The sequence below is a fragment of the Brevundimonas sp. genome, assembly GCF_030682035.1.
In the GTDB taxonomy this organism is placed as follows: Bacteria; Pseudomonadota; Alphaproteobacteria; order Caulobacterales; family Caulobacteraceae; genus Brevundimonas.
Genome location: NZ_JAUXQZ010000014.1, coordinates 1 through 20,097, shown reverse-complemented (window position 1 = coordinate 20,097; position 20,097 = coordinate 1). Strand labels below are relative to the sequence as shown.

General features: G+C 67.9%; 21 protein-coding genes. 16 read left to right on the top strand and 5 right to left on the bottom strand.

Annotated elements, in window-relative coordinates:
• Positions 1-64: 64 nt before the first annotated feature.
• The 7 genes from cpaB to Q8K49_RS01955 are packed head-to-tail and all read left to right on the top strand — an operon-like array spanning position 65 to position 8,222.
• Positions 65-982 (top strand): Flp pilus assembly protein CpaB, encoded by a 918-nt coding sequence (gene cpaB / locus Q8K49_RS01985; RefSeq protein WP_305303753.1) that lies wholly within the window; start codon positions 65-67, stop codon positions 980-982.
• Positions 979-2,388 carry a type II and III secretion system protein family protein gene (locus tag Q8K49_RS01980; RefSeq protein WP_305303752.1) on the top strand — a complete coding sequence of 470 codons (1,410 nt, stop codon included), beginning with the start codon at positions 979-981 and terminating at the stop codon, positions 2,386-2,388. The genes cpaB and Q8K49_RS01980 overlap by 4 nt, the downstream gene beginning before the upstream one ends.
• 8 nt (positions 2,389-2,396) lie before the next feature.
• Entirely contained in the window at positions 2,397-3,068 is a 672-nt protein-coding gene (locus Q8K49_RS01975) for a CpaD family pilus assembly protein (protein ID WP_305303751.1), read from the top strand.
• Positions 3,069-3,074: 6 nt separating this feature from the next.
• Positions 3,075-4,619, top strand: a complete 1,545-nt coding sequence (locus tag Q8K49_RS01970; protein ID WP_305303750.1) for a CpaE family protein — start codon at positions 3,075-3,077, stop codon at positions 4,617-4,619.
• Between the two features lie 3 nt (positions 4,620-4,622).
• A complete protein-coding gene (locus tag Q8K49_RS01965; protein WP_305303749.1) occupies positions 4,623-6,236 on the top strand; it encodes a CpaF family protein in 1,614 nt (537 codons plus the stop codon).
• Positions 6,237-6,241: 5 nt separating this feature from the next.
• Positions 6,242-7,219, top strand: a complete 978-nt coding sequence (locus Q8K49_RS01960) for a type II secretion system F family protein (RefSeq protein WP_305303748.1) — start codon at positions 6,242-6,244, stop codon at positions 7,217-7,219.
• 16 nt (positions 7,220-7,235) lie between these two features.
• Entirely contained in the window at positions 7,236-8,222 is a 987-nt protein-coding gene (locus Q8K49_RS01955; protein WP_305303747.1) for a type II secretion system F family protein, read from the top strand.
• A gap of 1 nt (position 8,223) precedes the next feature.
• On the opposite strand, the gene Q8K49_RS01950 is transcribed toward Q8K49_RS01955, so the two are convergent.
• Together Q8K49_RS01950 and Q8K49_RS01945 are read right to left on the bottom strand one after the other, a co-directional pair.
• The gene (locus tag Q8K49_RS01950; RefSeq protein WP_305303746.1) at positions 8,224-8,658 is read right to left on the bottom strand and encodes an SRPBCC domain-containing protein; all 435 of its coding nucleotides are present in this window, start codon (positions 8,656-8,658) and stop codon (positions 8,224-8,226) included.
• A 57-nt stretch (positions 8,659-8,715) separates the two neighbouring features.
• Complete coding sequence (locus tag Q8K49_RS01945) at positions 8,716-10,017, bottom strand: MFS transporter (protein ID WP_305303745.1); 1,302 nt, start codon at positions 10,015-10,017, stop codon at positions 8,716-8,718.
• 122 nt (positions 10,018-10,139) lie between these two features.
• Here Q8K49_RS01945 and Q8K49_RS01940 point away from each other — a divergent pair, with 122 nt between their 5' ends.
• The 3 genes from Q8K49_RS01940 (at position 10,140) to Q8K49_RS01930 (ending at position 12,177) form a co-directional block, all read left to right on the top strand.
• On the top strand, positions 10,140-11,471 hold the full coding sequence (locus Q8K49_RS01940; RefSeq protein ID WP_305303744.1) for an amidohydrolase: 1,332 nt from the start codon (positions 10,140-10,142) through the stop codon (positions 11,469-11,471).
• Positions 11,472-11,614: 143 nt separating this feature from the next.
• Positions 11,615-11,896 carry an endonuclease domain-containing protein gene (locus tag Q8K49_RS01935; protein ID WP_370867719.1) on the top strand — a complete coding sequence of 94 codons (282 nt, stop codon included), beginning with the start codon at positions 11,615-11,617 and terminating at the stop codon, positions 11,894-11,896.
• Between the two features lie 143 nt (positions 11,897-12,039).
• Entirely contained in the window at positions 12,040-12,177 is a 138-nt protein-coding gene (locus tag Q8K49_RS01930; protein ID WP_305303743.1) for a hypothetical protein, read from the top strand.
• Positions 12,178-12,254: 77 nt separating this feature from the next.
• On the opposite strand, the gene dapE is transcribed toward Q8K49_RS01930, so the two are convergent.
• Positions 12,255-13,463 carry a succinyl-diaminopimelate desuccinylase gene (gene dapE, locus Q8K49_RS01925; protein ID WP_305303742.1) on the bottom strand — a complete coding sequence of 403 codons (1,209 nt, stop codon included), beginning with the start codon at positions 13,461-13,463 and terminating at the stop codon, positions 12,255-12,257.
• A 48-nt stretch (positions 13,464-13,511) separates the two neighbouring features.
• Here dapE and Q8K49_RS01920 point away from each other — a divergent pair, with 48 nt between their 5' ends.
• On the top strand, positions 13,512-13,982 hold the full coding sequence (locus Q8K49_RS01920) for a cupin domain-containing protein (RefSeq protein WP_305303741.1): 471 nt from the start codon (positions 13,512-13,514) through the stop codon (positions 13,980-13,982).
• Positions 13,979-15,262, top strand: coding sequence for an MFS transporter (locus Q8K49_RS01915; protein WP_305303740.1), 1,284 nt, complete (start codon positions 13,979-13,981; stop codon positions 15,260-15,262). Before Q8K49_RS01920 ends, Q8K49_RS01915 begins: the two co-directional genes overlap by 4 nt.
• Before the next feature lie 9 nt (positions 15,263-15,271).
• On the opposite strand, the gene Q8K49_RS01910 is transcribed toward Q8K49_RS01915, so the two are convergent.
• Positions 15,272-16,300, bottom strand: coding sequence for a 2'-deoxycytidine 5'-triphosphate deaminase (locus tag Q8K49_RS01910; RefSeq protein ID WP_305303739.1), 1,029 nt, complete (start codon positions 16,298-16,300; stop codon positions 15,272-15,274).
• A 93-nt stretch (positions 16,301-16,393) separates the two neighbouring features.
• Between Q8K49_RS01910 and apaG the strand changes: the two genes are divergently transcribed.
• Complete coding sequence (apaG, locus tag Q8K49_RS01905) at positions 16,394-16,801, top strand: Co2+/Mg2+ efflux protein ApaG (RefSeq protein ID WP_305303738.1); 408 nt, start codon at positions 16,394-16,396, stop codon at positions 16,799-16,801.
• Between the two features lie 228 nt (positions 16,802-17,029).
• Here the strand turns inward: apaG and Q8K49_RS01900 are convergent, their stop codons facing one another.
• A complete protein-coding gene (locus Q8K49_RS01900; protein WP_305303737.1) occupies positions 17,030-17,536 on the bottom strand; it encodes a GcrA family cell cycle regulator in 507 nt (168 codons plus the stop codon).
• 295 nt (positions 17,537-17,831) lie between these two features.
• Here Q8K49_RS01900 and Q8K49_RS01895 point away from each other — a divergent pair, with 295 nt between their 5' ends.
• From Q8K49_RS01895 to Q8K49_RS01885, 3 genes are read left to right on the top strand one after another with little or no spacing between them, the layout of a single operon-like run.
• The gene (locus tag Q8K49_RS01895) at positions 17,832-18,659 is read left to right on the top strand and encodes an ABC transporter permease (protein ID WP_305303736.1); all 828 of its coding nucleotides are present in this window, start codon (positions 17,832-17,834) and stop codon (positions 18,657-18,659) included.
• 4 nt (positions 18,660-18,663) lie between these two features.
• Positions 18,664-19,203, top strand: a complete 540-nt coding sequence (locus Q8K49_RS01890; RefSeq protein ID WP_305303735.1) for a YcxB family protein — start codon at positions 18,664-18,666, stop codon at positions 19,201-19,203.
• 12 nt (positions 19,204-19,215) lie between these two features.
• Positions 19,216-19,410 (top strand): hypothetical protein, encoded by a 195-nt coding sequence (locus Q8K49_RS01885; protein ID WP_305303734.1) that lies wholly within the window; start codon positions 19,216-19,218, stop codon positions 19,408-19,410.
• Positions 19,411-20,097: the final 687 nt, after the last annotated feature.

Here is a 20,097-nt window from a genome sequence, read left to right as displayed (position 1 = left end):
TCGTTAACGGCAGGGGGCGCAAGGACCGTTTTAAGGGTCCGGTCCAGCCTGCCGGAGACCGTCGATGAAGCCCGCCCGTATCATCGTGATCTGCGTCGCCGCCGTGGCCGCCATCGGTCTGGCCCTGGTGGTGCGCGCCATGGGATCGCCCTCGAATTCACCGACCGCCGTCGCCGCCGCCGCCGCCGTTCCGGGGCGGCCCATGGCCAAGGTGTTGGTCGCGGCCAAGGATCTGCAGCCTGGACAGCGGCTGACCGAGTCCGATCTGGCCTGGAAAGACTGGCCCGTCGACGAGGTCAATCCGGCCTTTATCACCGATGGTACGACGCCCCTGCCCTCGGCCGATGCCGCCGCAAGCGCGGCCCCCGCCGCAGCCCGCCCCGAGGGCGCCGTGGCCTCGGTCACCCGGGCTGCCACCAACCTGGCCACCGGCGGCGCCAAGGCCGACTATGTCGGCTCGGTGGTGCGTGAACCGATCCTGGCCGGCGAACCGATCGTCGGCCGCAAGATCGTGCGCGCCGGGGACAGCGGCTATATGGCGGCCTATCTGGAGCCCGGCATGCGGGCCATGGCCATCCGGGTCACGGTCGAGACCGCGGCGGGCGGCTTCATCCTGCCCGGCGACCGGGTCGATGTCCTGCTGACCCGGGAGACCAACTTGAGCAATGCCGGCGCCCAGGAAGGCGACCGGTCCAAATACGCTTCATCGACCGTGATGCAGAACATCAAGGTTCTGGCCATCGACCAGTCGACCCGGGCCGGCGACGATGAACAGGCCGTCGTCGGCGCCACCGCCACGCTCGAAGTCGGTCCCAGCGACGCCGAGGCCCTCGCCCTGGCCAAGTCCGAAGGCGAGCTGAGCCTGGTCCTGCGCTCCTATGCCGACACCGGCGGTCCGTCGGGGCGGGTCGCGGCCGTGCGTCAATCCTCCGCTGTCCGTGTCTATCGCGGCGGCGCGCCCGAAGTGGTGGTGGTCCAATGAAACATCTGATCGCGATCGCCCTCGTCAGCCTGACGGTTGCCGCCGTCGCGCCCGCCGGGCCTATCGAGGCCCAGGCCCAGTCCCGCGCCGCCGTGCCGATGGGCGCCGGCGCCCAGCTGATCAACCTGCCGCGCGGTTCGTCGATGGCCATCGATCTGCCGTCCGACGCCCGCGACGTCATTGTGCCGAATCCAATGGTGGCCGAGGCCATGCTGCATTCGCCGCGCCGTATAACGATCATCGGCCTCCAGCCCGGCGAAACCGACGCCGTGGTTCTGGATTCCGCCGGCCGCACCATCCTGTCGCTGCGCGTCCGCGTCGACGCAGGCGTCTCCGCGCTTCAGGACACGCTGAGCCGGATCATGCCGGGCTCCCAGGTTCGCGCCGAGGCCGTCAACGACAGCATCATCCTGACCGGACCCGTCAGCAGTCCCGGCGAAGCCGACCGCGCCGCCCAGGTCGCCCGGGCCTTCGTCTCGGCTCCGGAAAAGGTCATCAACATGATGACCATCGCCGGCTCTGATCAGGTCATGGTCAAGGCCCGCGTCATCGAGGTTCAGCGCACGGCGATCAAACAACTGGGTCTGGACGTCAACGGCATCCTCAGCGGTGTCGGCGACGGCCTGTCCTTCGTCCAGGGCGCCACCTTCGGCGTGTCCGGCAGCCAGCTGGGCGGCGGCATACTCAACTATCTGGACCAGGCCGGCGACGGCAGCCGACTGAACACCAGCCTTCGCGCGTTTGAGCGTGTCGGCCTGGTCCGCACCCTCGCCGAGCCGAACCTGACCTCGGTCAACGGTGAGAACGCCGAGTTCCTGGCCGGCGGTGAGTTTCCCGTTCCGGTCGGTCGCGACAACAACGGAAATATCCAGGTCGAGTTCAAACCTTTTGGCGTGCGGCTCGCCTTCCGCCCCATCGTGCTGTCGCAGGGTCGCATCTCGCTACAGCTGTCGACCGAGGTGTCGGAATTGACCACCAACGGCGCTTTCACCCTGGGCGGAACGGGGCCGAACGCCCTGGTCATACCGGCTCTGAACGTGCGCCGTTCATCGACGACCGTGGAGCTTCCGTCCGGCGGTTCAATGATGATCGCCGGCCTGCTGCGCGAGGATACGCGCCAGAACATCGACCAGCTGCCGGGCATCGGCAGCCTGCCGGTCCTCGGCACCCTGTTCCGCTCGCGCGATTATCTGTCAGGCGAGACCGAACTGGTCATCCTCATCGAGGCCTATATCGTCTCGCCGACCTCGCCCGGACGGATGCAGACGCCGGCCGACGGCCTGATGATCGCCAATGACGCCCAGACCTTGCTGTTCGGCCAGTTGAACCAGCAATACCGCCGGCCTGGCGATCCCGCCGCCGCCGACAGCGGCTGGAGCGGCCCCGTGGGCTATGTAATCGAATGAGGATCCCCGTGAAACGCGCCCTCGCATCCGCCATCTTCGTCCTCGCCGCGGGGCTCGCCGCCTCGGGCTGCGCCTCGATGTCCGGTGAGGCCGACGCTCCGTTGACGCCGCTGTCGCGCTATTCCCTGCAGGTCGAGCCGGGTCTGGACCGCATCGCCCTGGCCGTCCACGATCAGGGCCTGTCATCGAACCAGCACGCCGCGCTGCGCGGTCTGGCCGCGCGCTATGACGCCTCAGGCGCCGGCCATGTCCGTATTGAATCCCCCGCGGGCGATGACCCGGTCGCGGTCCAGCAGGCCTATGCCGTCCGCACCTTCCTGCAATCCGCGGGCATTCCTGGAGACCGCATCCAGATGGCCGCCTATGCCGCGCCCGATCCGCGCGCGCCGGTGCTGGCCGGCTTCGAAACCCTTCGGGCCTCCGTTCCCAACTGCGCCGTCGAGGCTCGCAACATGGGACCCCGGCTCTCCAACCAGAGTTCGGGCGGCTTCGGCTGCGCCATCACCGCGAATATGGCGGCGCAGATCGCCGACCCGCGTGACATTCTCGGCGCCCGCCCGATGACGGCCGCCGACTCTGGCCGGGCGGCGGTGGTGTTCGACAACTATCGCAGGGGTCAGGTCAGTTCGACGCCGCAGGAACCCCTGGTGAACGGCCGCATCTCCGGGGCTGTGGAATAGCGTGACATGACCAACGCCTTTGCGCCCCGGCCGTTTGATGAGTTCGACGACGAGTTCGACCTCGACGCGGGCTATACCGCGCCCGGAGCCGTCATTCCGGCTGAGGCCAATGTCGATCTGGAGACTTTCGAAGAGGTCGTCGTCGATCAACGGCAGGCGTTGCAATTTACTACGCCGACAGCCCCGGTTGCGATCGCCCAACCTGTCCTCGAACACCTGTCGGCCGATGGGTCCACGCAGGGCGTCGGGTTCAACCCTGTCGGCGACCTGGTCGCCGGCGCCGCGGCGGCCTTTTCGCCCGTCTTGAGCGGCGGCCACACCGCCGAGGTATCGGTTCCGCGCATCGCCATCCATGTCTTCGCCGAGCGCCAGGACACCCTGGCCGCCGCCGAGCGGGCGGGCCAGGATCGCCGGCTGTCGCGGGCGACGACCCAGATCCGCATTGGCGGCGTCGCCGCGGCGGTCGAGGCCTATCGGCACGAGCCGACCCCGCCGCTGATCGTGGTCGAATGCATGAAAGACCCGCAGACGCTGCTGTGGGAAGTCGATCAACTGGCTGAAGTGTGCGACGCCGGCACCAAGGTGGTCGTGGTCGGAGCCACCAACGACATCCTTCTGTTCCGTGAGCTGATGCGGCGCGGCGTCAGTGAGTATCTGGTCGCTCCGTTGCAGCCGTTGCAGCTCATCTCGGCCATCGGCGGTCTGTTCGCCGATCCGGCCCAGCCCTTCGTCGGCCGGTCGATCGCCTTCGTCGGCGCGCGCGGCGGCACCGGCTCCAGCTCCGTCGCCCACAACACCGCCTATGCAATGTCCGAGCGGATCGGCGCCAATACCGTCATCGTCGACTATGACCTGCCGTTCGGCACCGCCGGTCTGGACTTCAATCAGGATCCGCTGAGCGGCGTCGCCGACGCCCTCAGCCAACCGGACCGGCTTGATCCCGTGCTGCTGGACCGGATGATGGTCCGCTGCACCGACAAGCTCAGCCTGTTCGCCGCTCCGGCGACGCTCGACGTCGACTGGGATATCTCCCCGGAAGCGTTCGAGGAGGTGACGACCCAGATCCGCTCGACCGCGCCGTTTGTGGTGCTGGACCTGCCGCATCTCTGGTCCGGCTGGATGCGCCGCACCCTGATCGCCGCCGATGAGGTGGTGATCGTGGCGACGCCTGATCTGGCCAGTCTGCGCAACGCCAAGAACATGATCGACCTGATCCGCCAGGGCAGGCCCAATGACGCGCCGCCGCGGCTGGTGCTCAATCAGGTCGGCGTCCCTGGACGTCCGGAGATTCCGGCCAAGGATTTCGGCGCGGCCTTGGGGGTTCATCCCAGCCTGATCATTCCGTTTGACCCCAAAACCTTCGGCGCGGCGGCGAACAACGGCCAGATGATCCTGGACGCCGGCGGCAAGTCCAAGGCCGCCGAGGCCTTCCAGACGCTGGCCCAGATCGTCTCGCGTCGCGAACTGCCGCTGATCGCCGGGCCGAAAGGCAAGTCCGGCAAGGCCGAAGGCAAGTCCATGTTCTCCGGCCTGTTCAAGAAGAAGTCCTGACGCGTGTTCGGCAAGCGCACAGGTCAGCCCGGCCATGTCGCCGCCGCCCCGCGGCCCGCGCCCGAAGCCGCACCCGTCGTGCAGCCGTCGCCCGGCGTTCAGGTTGATGCCTTCGCCTTCGGCGGCGAATCGGACGCCGCGCAGCAGCAGGCGGCCTCGCGCAAGGCGGAATCCTACGCCGCCAAACCGGCGTCCCCCGCAGCCGACCGTCTCGACGCCCTCGCGTCTCGCCCCCGGCCCGAAGCCGAGCCCGCGCCCGCCCGGAACGCACCCGGCCCCAAGGCCACGCCCGGCTTCGAACAGCTGAAGAAGGCCCAGGCCGTCGCGGAGATCGTCCGCGAGCAGTCGGACTACTACCACGCCACCAAGACCACGATCTTCAACGCCCTGATGAACACCATCGACCTGGCCCAGCTGGCCCAGCTCGACACCAAGGCCGCGTCTGAAGAAATCCGCGACATCGTCGCCGAGCTGGTGGCGATCAAGAACGTCTCCATGTCGGTGGCCGAGCAGGAGCATCTGGTCCAGGACATCGTCAATGACGTCCTTGGCTATGGCCCGCTGGAACCGCTGCTGGCGCGCGACGACATCGCCGACATCATGGTCAATGGCGCGGGCCGGGTGTTCATCGAAGTCGACGGCAAGGTCCAGCTGACCAATGTTCGCTTCCGCGACAACAACCAGCTGATGAACATCTGCCAGCGGATCGTATCGCAGGTCGGCCGCCGCGTGGACGAGAGCTCCCCCATCTGCGACGCTCGACTGCCAGACGGCAGCCGCGTCAACGTCATCGCCCCGCCTCTGGCCATCGACGGGCCGACGCTGACGATCCGGAAGTTCAAGAAAGACAAGCTGACGATGAAGAATCTGGTGGAGTATTCCTCCATCAGTCCCGAAGGCGCGCGTGTGCTTGGCGTCATCGGCGCCTCGCGCTGCAACCTGGTCATCTCGGGCGGCACGGGCTCGGGGAAGACGACCCTGCTGAACACGTTGACCGCCTTCATCGACCCGACAGAGCGCGTCATCACCTGCGAGGACGCGGCCGAACTACAGTTGCAGCAGCCGCACGTGGTCCGCCTCGAAACCCGCCCGCCCAACCTCGAGGGCCAGGGCATGATCACCATGCGGGATCTGGTCAAGAACTGCCTGCGGATGCGTCCCGAGCGGATCATCGTCGGCGAGGTCCGCGGCCCCGAGGCCTTCGACCTGCTGCAGGCCATGAACACCGGCCACGACGGCTCCATGGGCACGCTGCACGCCAACAGCCCGCGCGAGGCCATCAGCCGGATGGAGTCGATGATCACCATGGGCGGCTACGGCCTGCCGTCCAAGACCATCCGAGAGATGATCGTCGGCTCGGTTGACGTCATCATCCAGGCGGCGCGCCTGCGCGACGGCTCGCGTCGCATCACCCACATCACCGAGGTGGTCGGGCTGGAAGGCGATGTGATCGTGACCCAGGATCTGTTCGTCTATGAGATCACCGGCGAGGACGAGCACGGCAAGATCATCGGCCGTCACCGGTCGACCGGCATCGCCCGTCCCCGCTTCTGGGACCGCGCCCGCTACTACGGGCTGGAGCGCGAGTTGGCCGAAGCCCTCGACGCGGCGGAGTAGGGCGGATGCTTCCCATCCTCGCGGCGGTTCTGGCCTTCATCACCATCGGGGGACTGGGCTGGGCCTTCGTCGGCGGCGGCGATTCCAGCGAGGCTGCGGTCAAGCGCGCCCAGACCTTCGGCGGACCCAAGCAGAACAACGCGGCGGCCAGGAAGGCGGCCGCGGCCAACACCCCTGAGGCGCGCCGCAAACAGATCATGCAGCAGCTGCAGGAGTCAGAGCGGGCGGAGCGTAAGGCGCGGATCAGTCTCGCCGCGAAGCTGAAGCAGGCGGGTCTCGCCACCAAGGTCTCGACCTTCTGGATCATCAGCGGCGTGCTCGGCGTCATCGCCTTCCTGCTTCCGCTGCTGTTCGGGCTGAACATCCTGATCGGCCTCGGGGCCGGCGTCGTCCTCGGCCTCGGTCTTCCGCGCTGGGTCGTCGGCTTCCTCGGCAAGCGGCGGATGAAGAAATTCTCCGGCCATTTCCCAGACGCCGTCGACGTCATCGTGCGCGGCATCAAGTCGGGTCTGCCCGTCCATGACTGTTTCAAGATCATCGCCCGCGAGAGCCCCCAGCCGCTGGGAGCCGAGTTCCAGAAACTGGTCGAGGGCCTTGGCGTCGGCCTGACCCTGGCCCAGTCGTTGGACAAGATGTACGAGCGTATGCCGACGCCGGAGCTGAAATTCTTCTCCATCGTCATCGCCATCCAGCAGAAGACCGGCGGCAATCTGGCCGAAGCGCTGAACAACCTTTCGGTGGTGCTGCGCGCCCGCAAGATGATGGGCGAGAAGATCAAGGCCCTGTCGTCCGAGGCGACGGCCTCGGCCGGCATCATCGGCTCGCTGCCGCCCGCGGTGATGATCCTCGTCAGCATCACCACGCCCGCCTACATGGCCCGGCTTTTCACCGATCCGCGGGGCCAGTTCATGCTGCTGATCGCCGTGACGATGATGGCCTTCGGCGTCTTCGTGATGAAGAAAATGATCGCGTTCAAGTTCTAGGGAACGGTTGGGTCCAATGGTCGACTTCTTCACCAACGTCCAGAACCTGCTGAGCCTCGGCGTGGGCGTGCTGGTGTTCGCCACCCTGATGACCCTGCTCGGCTCATTCAGCGGCGGCGCCAAGCTGGAGGGCCGTCTGAAGGCCGTGGCGGTGCGGCGCGAGGAGCTGAAGCGGCGGTCGCGTCAGGCCATCGCCGCGCAGAACAGCGGCCCCCAGAACCTCCGCCACACCGACGAAGGCTTCAAGAAGCGCGTCGTCGAACGGTTGAATCTGACCAAGCTGCTGGAAGACCCCAAGGTCGCCGACAAGATGGCCCAGGCCGGCTATCGCGGGCCCAAGCCGCTGACGACCTTCTATTTCTTCCGCTTCTCCATGCCGTTTGTATTCCTCGCGATCACGGCTTTTTACCTGTTCGTTTTCAACGATTTCGGCCTACCGTTCATGACACGGCTGACCGCCACCATGTTCGCGGCGGTGATCGGCTTCTATGCGCCAAACATTTTTCTGGCCAACCGCATATCGAAGCGGAAGACGTCGATCATGCAGGCGTTTCCCGACGCGCTGGACCTGCTGCTGATCTGCGTTGAGGCGGGCATGTCGATCGAGGCGGCGATCCAGAAGGTCAGCCAGGAAATCGGCGGCTCGTCCATCGATTTGGCCGAGGAGCTGACCCTGCTGTCGGCTGAGCTCAGCTATCTGCCGGACCGCCGAATGGCCTATGATGGGCTGGCCAAACGGACCAACCATCCCGGCGTAAAGTCGGTCGCCACGGCCATGACCCAGGCCGAGACCTACGGCACGCCGCTGGGCACGGCGCTGCGGACCATGGCCAAGGAAAACCGGGAGATGCGGCTGTCGGCGGCCGAAAAGAAGGCCGCGGCCCTGCCGGCCAAGCTGACCGTGCCGATGATCCTGTTCTTCCTGCCCGTGCTGTTCATCGTCATCCTGACCCCGGCTATCATCAGCATCCAGGACACGATGGCGGCCGGCGCGGGGGGCTGAATCAGGCTTCGGCGGCACCCTTCCAGGCCTCGGCGACGGCGTCGACGGCGTGGCGCAGATGACGGCGGTTCCTGTCGAAGAACATCTCGCCGCGCAGGCCGGAGAAGATAAAGCCATTGGCCACGATGCAGCTGTTCGGCTCGTCCAGCGGCTCGATCTCGAAATAGCGCATCGAACGGAACCACAGGCCGCGGTTCTCGGCCCAGACCAGTTGTGAATACGGCTGCCAGTCGCCGACGCGGGCCACGGCCCGGCGCTCGGGCAGGCCCTCGATCCTCTCGGTCAGGGCGATGCCGGCGCCGAAGGCGATCGTTCCCTCAAGCCCGGTCTCGACCGGATTCCAGCGGTCCCAGCCCGGAAGGTCAGCGATCAGGCTCCAGATCTGGTCGGGGGTTGCGCGCACGCCGATACGGCGCTCGATACGGGCGATGTCCATGGCCTCGCTCTGCCACGGCTTTGGGCCCGGGAAAAGGCCTGGAGACGCTCCCGGTGGTCAGCGATTGCCTTCCGGACCCGGTTGGGACGCAGGCGGTGTCTCGCGCGAAGGCGTCTCGTCGCGGTCTGGCAGATCGGGCGGCCCTGCGCGAAGCGTCGAGTTCAGGAAACACAGGGCGGTCGCGGCGGCCAGCAGCACGGCATTGGCGATGAAGGGCGCCGGTTCGGCCAGCTCGTACAGGGCGACGCCGATCACCGGCGGGGCGAGGAAGCTGAGACCGGCCAGGGACATCATCAGGCCGGCGATGGCGCCCTGTTCGTGCGGGCCGACCGAGAGCGACGATCCGGCGGTGAAACCCGGCCGCGCGAAGCCGAGGCCCATCGACACGACCGCGTAACCGACCACGACCCCGTAATAGCCCGGGGCGGCGATGCTCATCAGATTTCCGACCAGGGCCAGGGCCGCGCCCCAGCGCATCAGGTCCGGGGGTTGCAGTTTCAGCAGGGGGATCAACCCCCACTGGGCCATCAGGGTGGCGGCGGCGCCGGCCAGCATGGCGATGCCTATGAACGGCTGGGCCTCGCGGACGGCGATGCCCGCGACTGACAACTCATCGATGACGTGAAAACCCAGCACCGAGATGTTGGCCGCCTGTGCCCCGGTGACGAACAGGCCGTAGAGCAGATAACCCCTTACGCGCGGATCTTTCCACAGGCCCTTGCCGACGTCGCCCTGCCGTCCGCTGGCCGAAGGGGTGCGCACCACCTCGCCGCTTGGCAGTTTGCGCCAAACCACGACCAGCACCACCGCCCCGAACAGGGCGAAGGCGTACATGGGACCGGCGAGGCCGATCAGGGGCAAGACGAAGAAGGGCGCCAGCGCCGGGCCGATCACCGTGCCCAGCCCCTGCGCCGAGGCCAGCAGCGACATGGCCTGGGTGCGCTGTTCCGGCATCGTGCGGTCAGCGATATAGGCTTGGGAGGCGATCGGCGCGGCCGAGCCGAAGACGCCATAGATGGTGCGCGCCACCCCCATCAGGACGAAGGCCAACCCGGCGCCGAGCCACTGTTCCAGCCCCGAGGTGGCGGCCAGGCCGAAGCCGCTCATCGAGACGACGAAGCCCGCCAGCCCGATCATCATGACCCGCTTGCGGCCCAGGGTGTCGGACAGCCGCGCCCAGAAGGGCGATGCGACGGTCCACATCAGGGCCGAGATGGCGAAGGCGCCGGCGACCAGGGTGTCTGACAACCGGAACTCGCGGCCGATGGCCGGCAACACCGACTGGAGCGCCATATTTCCCGCCGCCGCGATCAGGCTGACGCAGAACAGGATGGCGAAGGCGGGAGAGCGCAGGTTCACCGCCGCAGCCTAGGCCCGTTGACGCCGGACGTCACCCGACGCGGGCGCTTTGTGCGCTTCAACCCTTGCGCCTGGCCCACCCGTCCGCGCACGGTGGCGGTTCTCGGACACAGGGTACCGCCATGACCATCCGCCGACTGCTCGCCGTTTCCGCCCTCTCACTGGCGCTGTCCGCCGGACTGGCCCACGCGCAGACGGGGGACGATGGGGCAGGGCCGGTCGCCTTGGGCCGGATCGAAGCGGCGGTGACGGCGGAGATGCCCAGGGTGGTGGCCTGGCGCCGCGACCTGCACGCCAATCCCGAACTGGGCTTCGCCGAGACCCGCACCGCCGCCCTGGTGGCCGAACACCTGCGCTCGCTGGGGATGGAGGTCCGCACCGAGGTGGGCAAGACCGGCGTGGTCGGCGTGCTGCGCGGCGGACGGCCCGGAGGGGTCGTGGCGTTGCGGGCCGACATGGACGCCCTGCCGGTGCTGGAAGCCACCGACCTGCCGTTCGCCTCGACCGTAACCGGGACCTATATGGGCGCCACCGTGCCGGTGGCCCACGCCTGCGGCCATGACGCCCATATCGCCATGCTGATGGGCGCCGCCGAGGTGCTGGCGGGTATGCGCGAGGACATCCCGGGAACCATCGTCTTCATCTTCCAGCCCGCCGAGGAGGGCGCGCCTCCGGGAGAGCCGCTGGGCGGGGCCCGGCTGATGATCCAGGAGGGGGCGCTGGCCAATCCGCGGCCCGAGGCCATCTTCGGCCTGCACGTCGTGCCGGGGCGGCCGGGGACTCTGTTCTACCGCCCGCGCGGCTTCATGGCGGCGTCGGACCGGGTCGACATCACCCTGCACGGCCGCCAGACCCACGGGGCCTGGCCGTGGAAGGGCGTCGATGTCATCGCCGTGGCGGCCCAGATCGTCCAGACCATCAACACCCTGACGGCGCGAACCATCGATCCAACCACGACGCCGACGGTGTTCACCATCGCCACCCTCGACGCCGGGGTGCGCTACAATATCATCCCTGAGGATGCGACCCTGTCGGGCACCCTGCGCACCTTCGACATCGCCCAGCGTGACGATCTGGTGGCCCGCACCCGGATCGCCATCGACAATGTCGCCGAGACCTACGGCGCCACGGCCGAATTCTCGGTGCGCCAGAACGCGGCTCTGACGTTCAACGACGAGGCGCTCTCGGCCTGGCTGGCGCCGGTGCTGACCGAGGCGGCGGGGGCGGGGAACGTCAATCCGGCTACCCCGCCGACCACCGTGGCCGAGGACTTCAGCTATCTGTCGCAGGAAGTGCCGGGGGTCTTCTATCACCTCGGCGCGTCGAAGGACGGGGTCGACCCCAACACCTCCCCGCCGAACCATTCGCCGGGCTTCGACGTCAATGAGGCGGTGCTGCCGGTCGGCGTCCGCGCCCATGTGCTCAGCGCACTCCGGTTTCTGGAGCGGGAGTAGACGGCGGACGATCTTTCCTCCCCGTTCGCTCTTGCGAATGGGGAGGGGGACCGCGAAGCGGTGGAAGGGCTCGTGCCTTCGGAACCAATCACCTACCAGCGAGCCGCACGGATGCGGCGCAGTCTGACCCGCCGGAAGCCCGCCTGTGGCCTTGCCTCAAGGGCCACAAGCTCGCAGGCATCCGTTTCAGGCGTCAGCATCCGATCGGGCCGTACATCCTCGACCTCTACTGTCCGTCGGCGAAGACGGGGATCGAGGTGGACGGGGCCGTTCACGATACGCCCCAGCGGATCGCGCATGACCAGCGTCGGACCGCATGGCTCAATGGAGAAGGGGTGACCGTGTTGCGCTATCCGGCATTGGCGATCCGGGACAATATCGACGGCGTACTGGCGGGAATTCTGGCGGCGGTCAGCGGGCGATAGCAGTCCTGCGGCGCCAGCCCCTCCACCGCTTCGCGGTCCCCCTCCCCATGACTTCGTCACGGGGAGGAAAGGCGGCAACCACGTTTCTCAATCCCTCGGCAAGAAACCCGGCGCATCCTTCTCCGGTCGTACAGGAGAGGGCCATGAGGGGTTTGCCTGTTCAGTTGCCGCCGATGACGCTGGAACGCCGGGGCGGAAAGCTGCGTGAGGTGTTCTATTTTCTCGTGGCCTTCGGAGCGATGTTCGGAGCCGCCCTGCTGGGCTTGAACGTGCTGTCCTGATCGTGGGCGTAGCGCTCTTGTCATCCCTGTGTATCGCCGCATCGGGCCGCGCCAATACACAGGATGACAAGGGACCGCTACGCCCGCTCGAAAAATATCCGGATCACCGTGCGATAGACCTCCGCCAAGGCCTCGATTTCTGCCACCGGCGCGCGCTCGTCGATCTGGTGCATGGTCTGGCCGACGAGTCCCAGCTCCAGCACCGGACACATGGCGCGGATGAAGCGGGCGTCCGAGGTGCCGCCGGTGGTCGAGGCTGCGGGGCGACGGCCGACAGCGGTCTCGACCGCGTCCTGCACGGCCGTGACGAAAGGCCCCGGTTCGGTCAGGAAGGCGTTGCCCGAGCACAGATGCTCCAGTGTGATCTGCAGCCCCGAAGCCGCCTGGGCCTCGCCCGCCATGGCGTTCAGCCAGGCGATCAGTTCGTCGCCGGTGTGGCTCGGATTAAAGCGGATGTTCAGCCGCGCCTTGGCCTCGGCCGGGATGATGTTGGTCGCCGGATTGCCGATGTCGATGGTGGTGATCTCGAGGTTCGACGGCGGGAACCCCACACTCAAGCAGTCACCCGCCGCGCGGGTGACGTTAGCGTTCAAAGAGGGATAGCCTTCGTCGAGGATATGGGCGTCCAGCCGGGCCAGCAGTTTCGCCATCACCGGGGCCGGATTGGCGGCGCGGTCGGGATAGGCGACATGGCCCTGTTTGCCGTGGACCGTGATCCAGGTGTTCAGCGAGCCGCGGCGCCCGACCTTGATCATGTCGCCGAGCACCTCGGATGACGACGGCTCGCCCACGACGCAGGCGTCGATGACCTCGCCTTCGGCCATCAGGGTCTCGACCACCCGTTTGGTGCCGTGCAGGGCGGGCCCCTCCTCGTCGCCGGTGATCAGGAAGGACAGGGAGCCGGGAACATCCCCTTCGGCCAGCACCCGTGAAACCGCCGCCACCCAGGCCGCGATGCCGCTCTTCATGTCGACCGCGCCGCGGCCGTAGAGGACGCCGTCCTTCACCTCGGCCTCAAATGGGCCGGACGACCAGGCCTCGGTCGAGCCGGTCGGCACTACATCCGTGTGGCCGGCGAAACAAAGGTTCGGCGAGGCGGTTCCGCGTCGGGCGTAGAGGTTCTCGATATTCTCGAACTTCATCCGGCGGCAGTGGAAGCCGAGGCCGGTCAGGGCGCGTTCCAGCACATCCATCGCCCCCTCGTCGGCGGGGGTGACGGAGGGTCTGCGGATCAGGTCGCGGGTCAGGGCGACAGGATCGATAACCGGAGTTGATGCGACGCTCATATGGCTGTGCTTTACGGGGTTCGAACGACTGCGAGAAGGCGCCATCCCATGCCAAAGATCGACATTGACAACGCCCCCACCGGACACGGCACGGGCTATCCCGAGGAATTCGCCGGCCCGTGCAAGCCGCGCCGGCGCTGGCGGCTGGGCGACACGGTCGGGCTGGACCAGTTCGGCGTCAATCTGCTGCGCCTGCCCGCGGGGGCCTGGTCGAGCCAGAGACACTGGCACGAGGGCGAGGACGAGTTCGTCTGGGTGCTGGAAGGCGAGGTCGTACTGGTTGAGGATGAGGGCGAGACGGTGCTGGTCGCCGGCGATTGCGCGGGCTGGAAGGCGGGCGTGCCCAACGGACATGTGCTGCAGAACCGCTCCGGCGCCGAGGTCGTGATTCTGGAGGTCGGAACCCGCACGCCGGGCGGCGATTCGGGCGACTATCCCGACATCGACATGGTCTTCCGCGGGGAAGGCTATTTCCACCGCGACGGTACGCCGTATCCGAAAGTCGACCGCCGCACGTGACCGAAACCATCGAGACGACCGAACCGGTCCAGCCCCCGCCGCCGCCCGAGGGACCGACCAGTCCCTGGGCCATCCGGGACTTCCGCCTGCTCTGGGTCGGGCGGGTGGCCGCGGTGCTGGGCATCCAGATCCAGTCCTCGGCCCTGCTGTGGCAGGTCTATGAGATCGCGCGCCGCGATCACCCCATCGCCGAGGCCAGCCTGTATCTGGGGCTCGTCGGCCTGTGCCAGTTCCTGCCGCTGCTGGCCCTGACCCTGCCCGCCGGGGCGCTCGCCGACCGGCGCGACCGCAAGAACACCGTCACCCTGTCGGTCATGGTCGAGGCCGGCTGCGCCCTCGGCTTTCTGCTCATGGCGCTCCACGGATCGCCCCCGCTGTGGGGCCTGCTGGCCGTCGCCGCCGTGTTTGGCGCCGCGCGGGCTTTCCTCGCCCCGGCCAGCCAGGCCTTCCTGCCCATGGTGGTCGGACGCCGCGCCCTGCCGCCGGCCATCGCCGCCCAGTCCATCGCCTTCCAGACCGGGGCCATCGCCGGACCCGCTCTTGGCGGCGTCGTCGTCGGCTTCTCCGTGCCGCTGGCATACGCCTCGGCCCTGGCGATGTTCGCGGTCGGCATCGGCAGCCTGCTGCTGATCCGGACCAGCGGCAAACCGGCGCCCTCGCCGACGCGGATCTCACCGGTGGATCAGGTCAAGGAAGGTCTGGCCTATGTCTGGAACACGAAGGTCGTGCTCGGCGCCATCTCGCTGGATCTGATCGTGGTGCTGCTGGCCGGGGTCGCCCTGCTGACCCCCATCTTCGCCCGCGACATCCTGCATGTCGGGGCCGTTGGCTTCGGCCTGCTGCGCGCCTCCTTCGGGGCCGGGGCCCTGCTGATGGCGCTCTACCTGAGCCGCTTCCCCATCGTGCGGCACGGCGGCAAATGGATGTTCGCGGCGGTGGCCGTCTTCGGCCTGTGCACCCTGACCTTCGGCCTGTCGACCAGCGTCTGGCTGTCCGGCGCGGTGCTGTTCCTCGGCGGGGCGGCCGACATGATCAGCGTCAACATCCGTCAGACCCTGATCCAGCTCGCCACGCCCGATCACATGCGCGGTCGGGTCAGCTCTGTCTCGATGCTGTTCATCGGCGCCTCCAACGAACTGGGCGAGGCCTGGTCCGGCGTAGCGGTGCGCTTCCTCGGCCCCATCGGGGCGGCGGTGTACGGCGGCATCGGGGCGCTGGCCGCGACCGGCCTGTGGGCGAGGTGGTTCCCGGCGCTTAGAAAGGCCGACCGGCTGGAGTGAGCCCCCAGCTCACCACGGCTTGAAGTGTTTGCTCAGCTTCAGCCCCTGCCGCTGATAGTGGCTGCCGCCTTCGCCATACAGCCGCGTCGGCCGTTCGGTCAGGGGTTCATAGACCAGCCGGGCCACGATCTGGCCGTGTTCCAGCAGGAAGGGCGTATCGTGGGTGCGCACCTCCAGCACCCCCTTCGACCCCGCCCCGTGCGCCTCGTCGGTGCCGAAGCCGGGATCGAAGAAGCCGGCGTAATGGACCCGGAACTCGCCCACCGACGGATCGATCGGGGTCATCTCGGCGGCCTGGTCGACCGGGATTTCGACGTCGTCCGACGAGGCCAGAATGTAGAACTCGCCCGGATCCAGCAGCAGTTCCCCCCGGCGCAGGGTCAGGGGCTCCCAGAAGTCGCGCGGGTCGTGGCCGTCGATATTGTCGAGATCGACCACACCGGCGTGGCGGCGGCCGCGGAAGCCGACGATCGAACCCTCTCCGCCTTGAAGCTCGACGCCGACGCTGCGGGTCTCCAGCTTGGGCGGTTCGCCGGCCTTGAGCCGCAGCTGGTTCAGCCGCGTGCCCGGCCGCACCAGAATGGGGAAGGTCTGGGGCGAGATCTCCAGATACAGCGCGCCCTCATAGCCCTCGGCCACGTCGTCGAAACTGGCGCCGCGGTCGGTCAGCAGGCGCACGAAGACATCGACCCGCCCCGTCGAGCTCTTCGGATTGGCCCGCGCGATCAGCCCCTTCGGCAGCGACAGCCGCTCCTGCAGCCGGGCGATATAGACGCAGCCGCGCTCCAGCACGACGCCGCCCGACAGGTCGATGGTGTGCATGGCCACGTCGGCGATCCGGTCGGTGACCTTGCGTTGGCCGGGCAGGAAGGAGGCGCGCACGCGCCAGGCTTCGTCGGACAGCCGCAGGTCCAGACTGGCCGGCTGCACCTGATCGGCGTCGAAGGGGGTGTCCGAGGCGATCGCGCCGCCGGCGATCAGGGCCTCGATGGACTGGCAGGGCAGGATGCCCGGAATCGTGTGTTCGAAAGACTGCATCCGTCCCGCTTACACGATTTTTCGCCGCGTCTCCTCTTCCGAGAGGGGTACGGTCACGCTTGACGTGGCCTGGCGTTCCGCGACCATGGGCGGATGCACGATACGCGCGCCTATGAAGCCGAAACCGAGGGGGTCGTGGTCCGCGTGCGGCCCAGCTATCTGGCCGGCCAGTCCGACCCGGACGGCGGGCGCTGGGTCTGGGCCTATCAGGTCGAGATCGTCAACCTGACCGGCGTGTCCGTGCAGCTGATGGCCCGGCGTTGGGTCATCACCGACGCGCGCGGTCATGTCGACGAGGTGCGCGGTCCCGGCGTGATCGGCGAACAACCGGTCATCAAGCCCGGCGAAAGCTATTCCTACGCCTCGGGCTGTCCGCTGGGCACGGCCTCGGGTTCGATGGCGGGCGGCTATTCCATGACCGACGCCACCGGGCGCACTTTCGAGGCGGCCATTCCAGCGTTCAGCCTCGATGTGCCGGGCGATCGGCGGGTGCTGAACTGAGGATCAGTGGCGAGTGGCGCGTGGTTAGTGGCGAGGGAGGATGGTTCCGCTGGCGAGTTCGCTCGCCACTCGTCACTCTCCACCACTCGACACTCAGGGGGTGAGGGGCTGCGTCAACCCGGAAAAGCGCAGCCCCGCCCCTGCACTCAAGGCCGCATCTGCATGCGGCCCGGAGGCGGAAGGCGGCTCTCTAGGAGCCGTTGATGACAGCCGTATGGCTGAAAGGGGTCAGATATAGCGCCGCAGCGAGCGGGCCAGGTCCGTCGCGCCGCGCTTGACCTGGGGCTGGTAGGCGACGCGGGCGTGTTCGACGCAATAGACGCCTTCCGAGGCGCGGCGGCCGCAGAAGCTGAACTCGGTCGACGACGGGTCGCCGATCGGCCATTTGCACATATGGGCGCCCAGGGTCATCACCGTGGCGGTGCCGGGCAGGTCGGGCATGGGGGCGGGGACCGACGGGGCCGAGACGGCGCGTGGCTGGACGGCCTCGATGCGGCGCGGGGCCGACGGCGCCTGGGTCGGCTGGGCCGGACGCGGACGCGAGGGTCGGAAGGTGGCGCGCGCCGGTTGCGACGGGGCGGCCCGGCCCGACAGGCCGAGGCGGTGCACCTTGCCGATGACCGCGTTGCGGGTCACGCCCCCGCCCAGCTGTTTGGCGATCTGGCTGGCCGACTGGCCCTCGAGCCAGAGTTTCTTCAGCGCGCCGACGCGGTCTTCTGTCCAGCCTGCGGTCATAGCCAACCCTCCGGGTCTCGGATTCAATATATGGGGTCCAGACGTCCCTCCCGGGGCCTCGACCTACCACTAATCGTAAACGAGCCCTTACCGGACGCAAGATGTGCGAATCAGTCCGTCCACAGGAACCAGATGTGGTGTGGTTAATGGGGGCTGGGGTGTGGGGTGTGGGGTTCAAGGTCTGGGGTCTCGGGGACCCGGATCAGAAGGATGGGCCCCATCCCCGATCCTCCACGCCCAACACCCCACGCCCCACCCCCTTGCGCCGCCGCGGCCGTCAGCGCATCTGCCCCCCATGACCGACCTGACCTCGACCCGCCCCGCCGGACTGCCGCAGCCGCGCAGCTATGCCGGCGTCAACTGGATCGGGGTGCAGACCCTGTACCTGCGCGAGGTGCGGAGGTTCTGGAAGGTGGGGGCCCAGACGGTGGCCGGGCCGGTGGTCACCACCCTGCTCTATATGCTGGTCTTCGTGGTCGCGCTGCAGGGCACGCGGGCCCCGTTGCACGGCACGGCCTTCCCCGAGTTCGTCGCCCCCGGCCTGATCATGATGGCCATGCTCAACAACGCCTTCGCCAACGCCTCCTCCAGCCTGATCCAGGCCAAGGTGATGAATACGGCGACCGACTTCCTGACCCCGCCGCTCAGCCCGCTGGAGCTGACCATCGGCTTTTCCCTCGGCGCCGCGACGCGCGGCCTGGTCGTCGGGATCGTGACGGCGATCTGCGTCATGCCCTTCGCCCGGCTGGAGGTCGCCAGCCTTGGCCTGATCCTGTGGTTCGGCCTGCTGGCCTGTCTGATCATGGGCATGCTGGGCGTCTTCGCCGGCCTGTGGGCCCAGAAATTCGACCAGCTGGCCGCGGTGCAGAATTTCGTCATCATGCCGATGACCTTCCTCAGCGGCACCTTTTATCTCGTCGAAAACCTGCCCGAGCCGTTCTCGACGATCAGCCATTTCAACCCCTTCTTCTATCTGATCGACGGCTTCCGGGCCGGGTTCATCGGGGTGGAAAACGCCGAGGGGAATCTGCTGGTCGGGACGGTCATGAGCGGGGTCTTGGCCCTCGTCATGGCCTGGGCCTGCTGGGCGGTGTTCAAGTCCGGCTGGCGGCTGAAGACCTGAAGCCATGATCGAGATCCTCGACGTCCGGCAGACGCCCCGCGAAATGAGACCCGTCTACGGCGCCTGGCCCGTGGCGAGGTGGTGGGGTTATGTGGTGCGGGGCTGGTTCGCCGCCCTGTTCGTGATCACCATGGCCGTCGCCTGGTGGTTTTCCGAGCCGGAGGGGTTCTTCCGGATCGCCGTTTGTCTGCTCGTTTCGGTCTATGGGCTTCTCGGCCTTGGACTGATCGCCAACCGCCGCATTGGTCGGGCCACTCTCGCCGCTCCGCTCGGTGATGCAGCGAGCCGATGGCGGTTCGACCAGAACGGCCTGCGGATCATGTACGCCCTTGGCGAGCAGAGCCTGGACTGGCGCGCGGTGGTGCGGGTCGTGGAGGAGAAGGACCGCTTCATCTTCGCCGTGACGCCGGGGCGAAACCACGTGCTCCCGCTGCGATGCTTCGGTCCCGGCCAACTCGACGCCTTCAGGGCGCTGATCGCGGAGGTTCAGACCTCCGGTCGTCTCGGCTCCGGTATTGACGGGGTTCACCCCGGTTCCGCCTGACCGCATTGTAACGTGCGCGCCTCCCTCCGGCGCGCTAGCTATGGCTCTTCGTCTCAAGGGGGTTCCATACTGGTCCGTTCGCTCGCCGCCGCCGCGGTCCTGCTCGCCGTCTGCACGCCGGCCGCGGTCCAGGAGCTCGACCTGCGCGCCCAGGTCGCCGCCTTCGTCGCGGTGGTGGAGCGTCTGGACGCGCAGCTATCGCGCTGACAGCCCCTCTCCGATTGGGAGACTTGAGCGCCACCCCCGCTATCGTCATTCCGGGCGGAGAGGCGCGCAGCGGCTCGGAGACCCGGAACCCAGCGGCGCGCGTGAGCGCGAACCTGTCGCGGGCAGGGGCGGCTGAACCATTTCGCCTGTGGCGCCGCTGGGTTCCGGCCTCCGCCGGAATGACGATAGCTGTTGGAGGGCGGCTTGGACTGCTGACAATCCGCCGATTGTCAGCATATCCCGCCCCGACAACCCGCTGATTCCGTTCCGCTTCCCAAAAATACAGCGTCCCCAGCCCGCCACAGGTAGGCCCGCTTCCATAATCCCCCCGTTCCGTGGCAGGGAAGGGTGCAGGGCCTTGCGATCTTGTCGCGGCGGGAACGGGATGAGCGGGAGGGGGTCGAACCCTCAACGCAGAGCGGATCGCGAGCGCCTCCGCGCCTCAAGCAGCGAGCCGCGGCGCGGCGAGCGTAGGCCCCCACAGCCCGGCCTCAAGTCGCGCGCCCCGTGGAGCGAGCTTAGGCCGTGCGTTAAGGGCGATGGGCTGGGAGCCCGCGCCGTTCCGGGGTGGAGGAACGGGCGGCGGAGCCGCCCGGACGAACGGTTCGCAAGGCTCCGACCCGCCCGCCGGAGGCTATGTCGGCAAGGCGTCCACAGCGCCGCTGGTCCTGAGGGAGTTCACCACTG

Excerpts from the sequence above, each read along its gene's own strand:
- cpaB (WP_305303753.1), top strand. The coding sequence starts at position 65 with ATGAAGCCCGCCCGTATCATCGTGATCTGCGTCGCCGCCGTGGCCGCC.
- Q8K49_RS01980 (WP_305303752.1), top strand. The coding sequence starts at position 979 with ATGAAACATCTGATCGCGATCGCCCTCGTCAGCCTGACGGTTGCCGCC.
- Q8K49_RS01970 (WP_305303750.1), top strand. The coding sequence starts at position 3,075 with ATGACCAACGCCTTTGCGCCCCGGCCGTTTGATGAGTTCGACGACGAG.
- Q8K49_RS01960 (WP_305303748.1), top strand. The coding sequence starts at position 6,242 with ATGCTTCCCATCCTCGCGGCGGTTCTGGCCTTCATCACCATCGGGGGA.
- Q8K49_RS01955 (WP_305303747.1), top strand. The coding sequence starts at position 7,236 with ATGGTCGACTTCTTCACCAACGTCCAGAACCTGCTGAGCCTCGGCGTG.
- Q8K49_RS01950 (WP_305303746.1), bottom strand. The coding sequence starts at position 8,658 with ATGGACATCGCCCGTATCGAGCGCCGTATCGGCGTGCGCGCAACCCCC.
- Q8K49_RS01940 (WP_305303744.1), top strand. The coding sequence starts at position 10,140 with ATGACCATCCGCCGACTGCTCGCCGTTTCCGCCCTCTCACTGGCGCTG.
- Q8K49_RS01930 (WP_305303743.1), top strand. The coding sequence starts at position 12,040 with ATGAGGGGTTTGCCTGTTCAGTTGCCGCCGATGACGCTGGAACGCCGG.
- dapE (WP_305303742.1), bottom strand. The coding sequence starts at position 13,463 with ATGAGCGTCGCATCAACTCCGGTTATCGATCCTGTCGCCCTGACCCGC.
- Q8K49_RS01920 (WP_305303741.1), top strand. The coding sequence starts at position 13,512 with ATGCCAAAGATCGACATTGACAACGCCCCCACCGGACACGGCACGGGC.
- Q8K49_RS01910 (WP_305303739.1), bottom strand. The coding sequence starts at position 16,300 with ATGCAGTCTTTCGAACACACGATTCCGGGCATCCTGCCCTGCCAGTCC.
- apaG (WP_305303738.1), top strand. The coding sequence starts at position 16,394 with ATGCACGATACGCGCGCCTATGAAGCCGAAACCGAGGGGGTCGTGGTC.
- Q8K49_RS01900 (WP_305303737.1), bottom strand. The coding sequence starts at position 17,536 with ATGACCGCAGGCTGGACAGAAGACCGCGTCGGCGCGCTGAAGAAACTC.
- Q8K49_RS01895 (WP_305303736.1), top strand. The coding sequence starts at position 17,832 with ATGACCGACCTGACCTCGACCCGCCCCGCCGGACTGCCGCAGCCGCGC.
- Q8K49_RS01890 (WP_305303735.1), top strand. The coding sequence starts at position 18,664 with ATGATCGAGATCCTCGACGTCCGGCAGACGCCCCGCGAAATGAGACCC.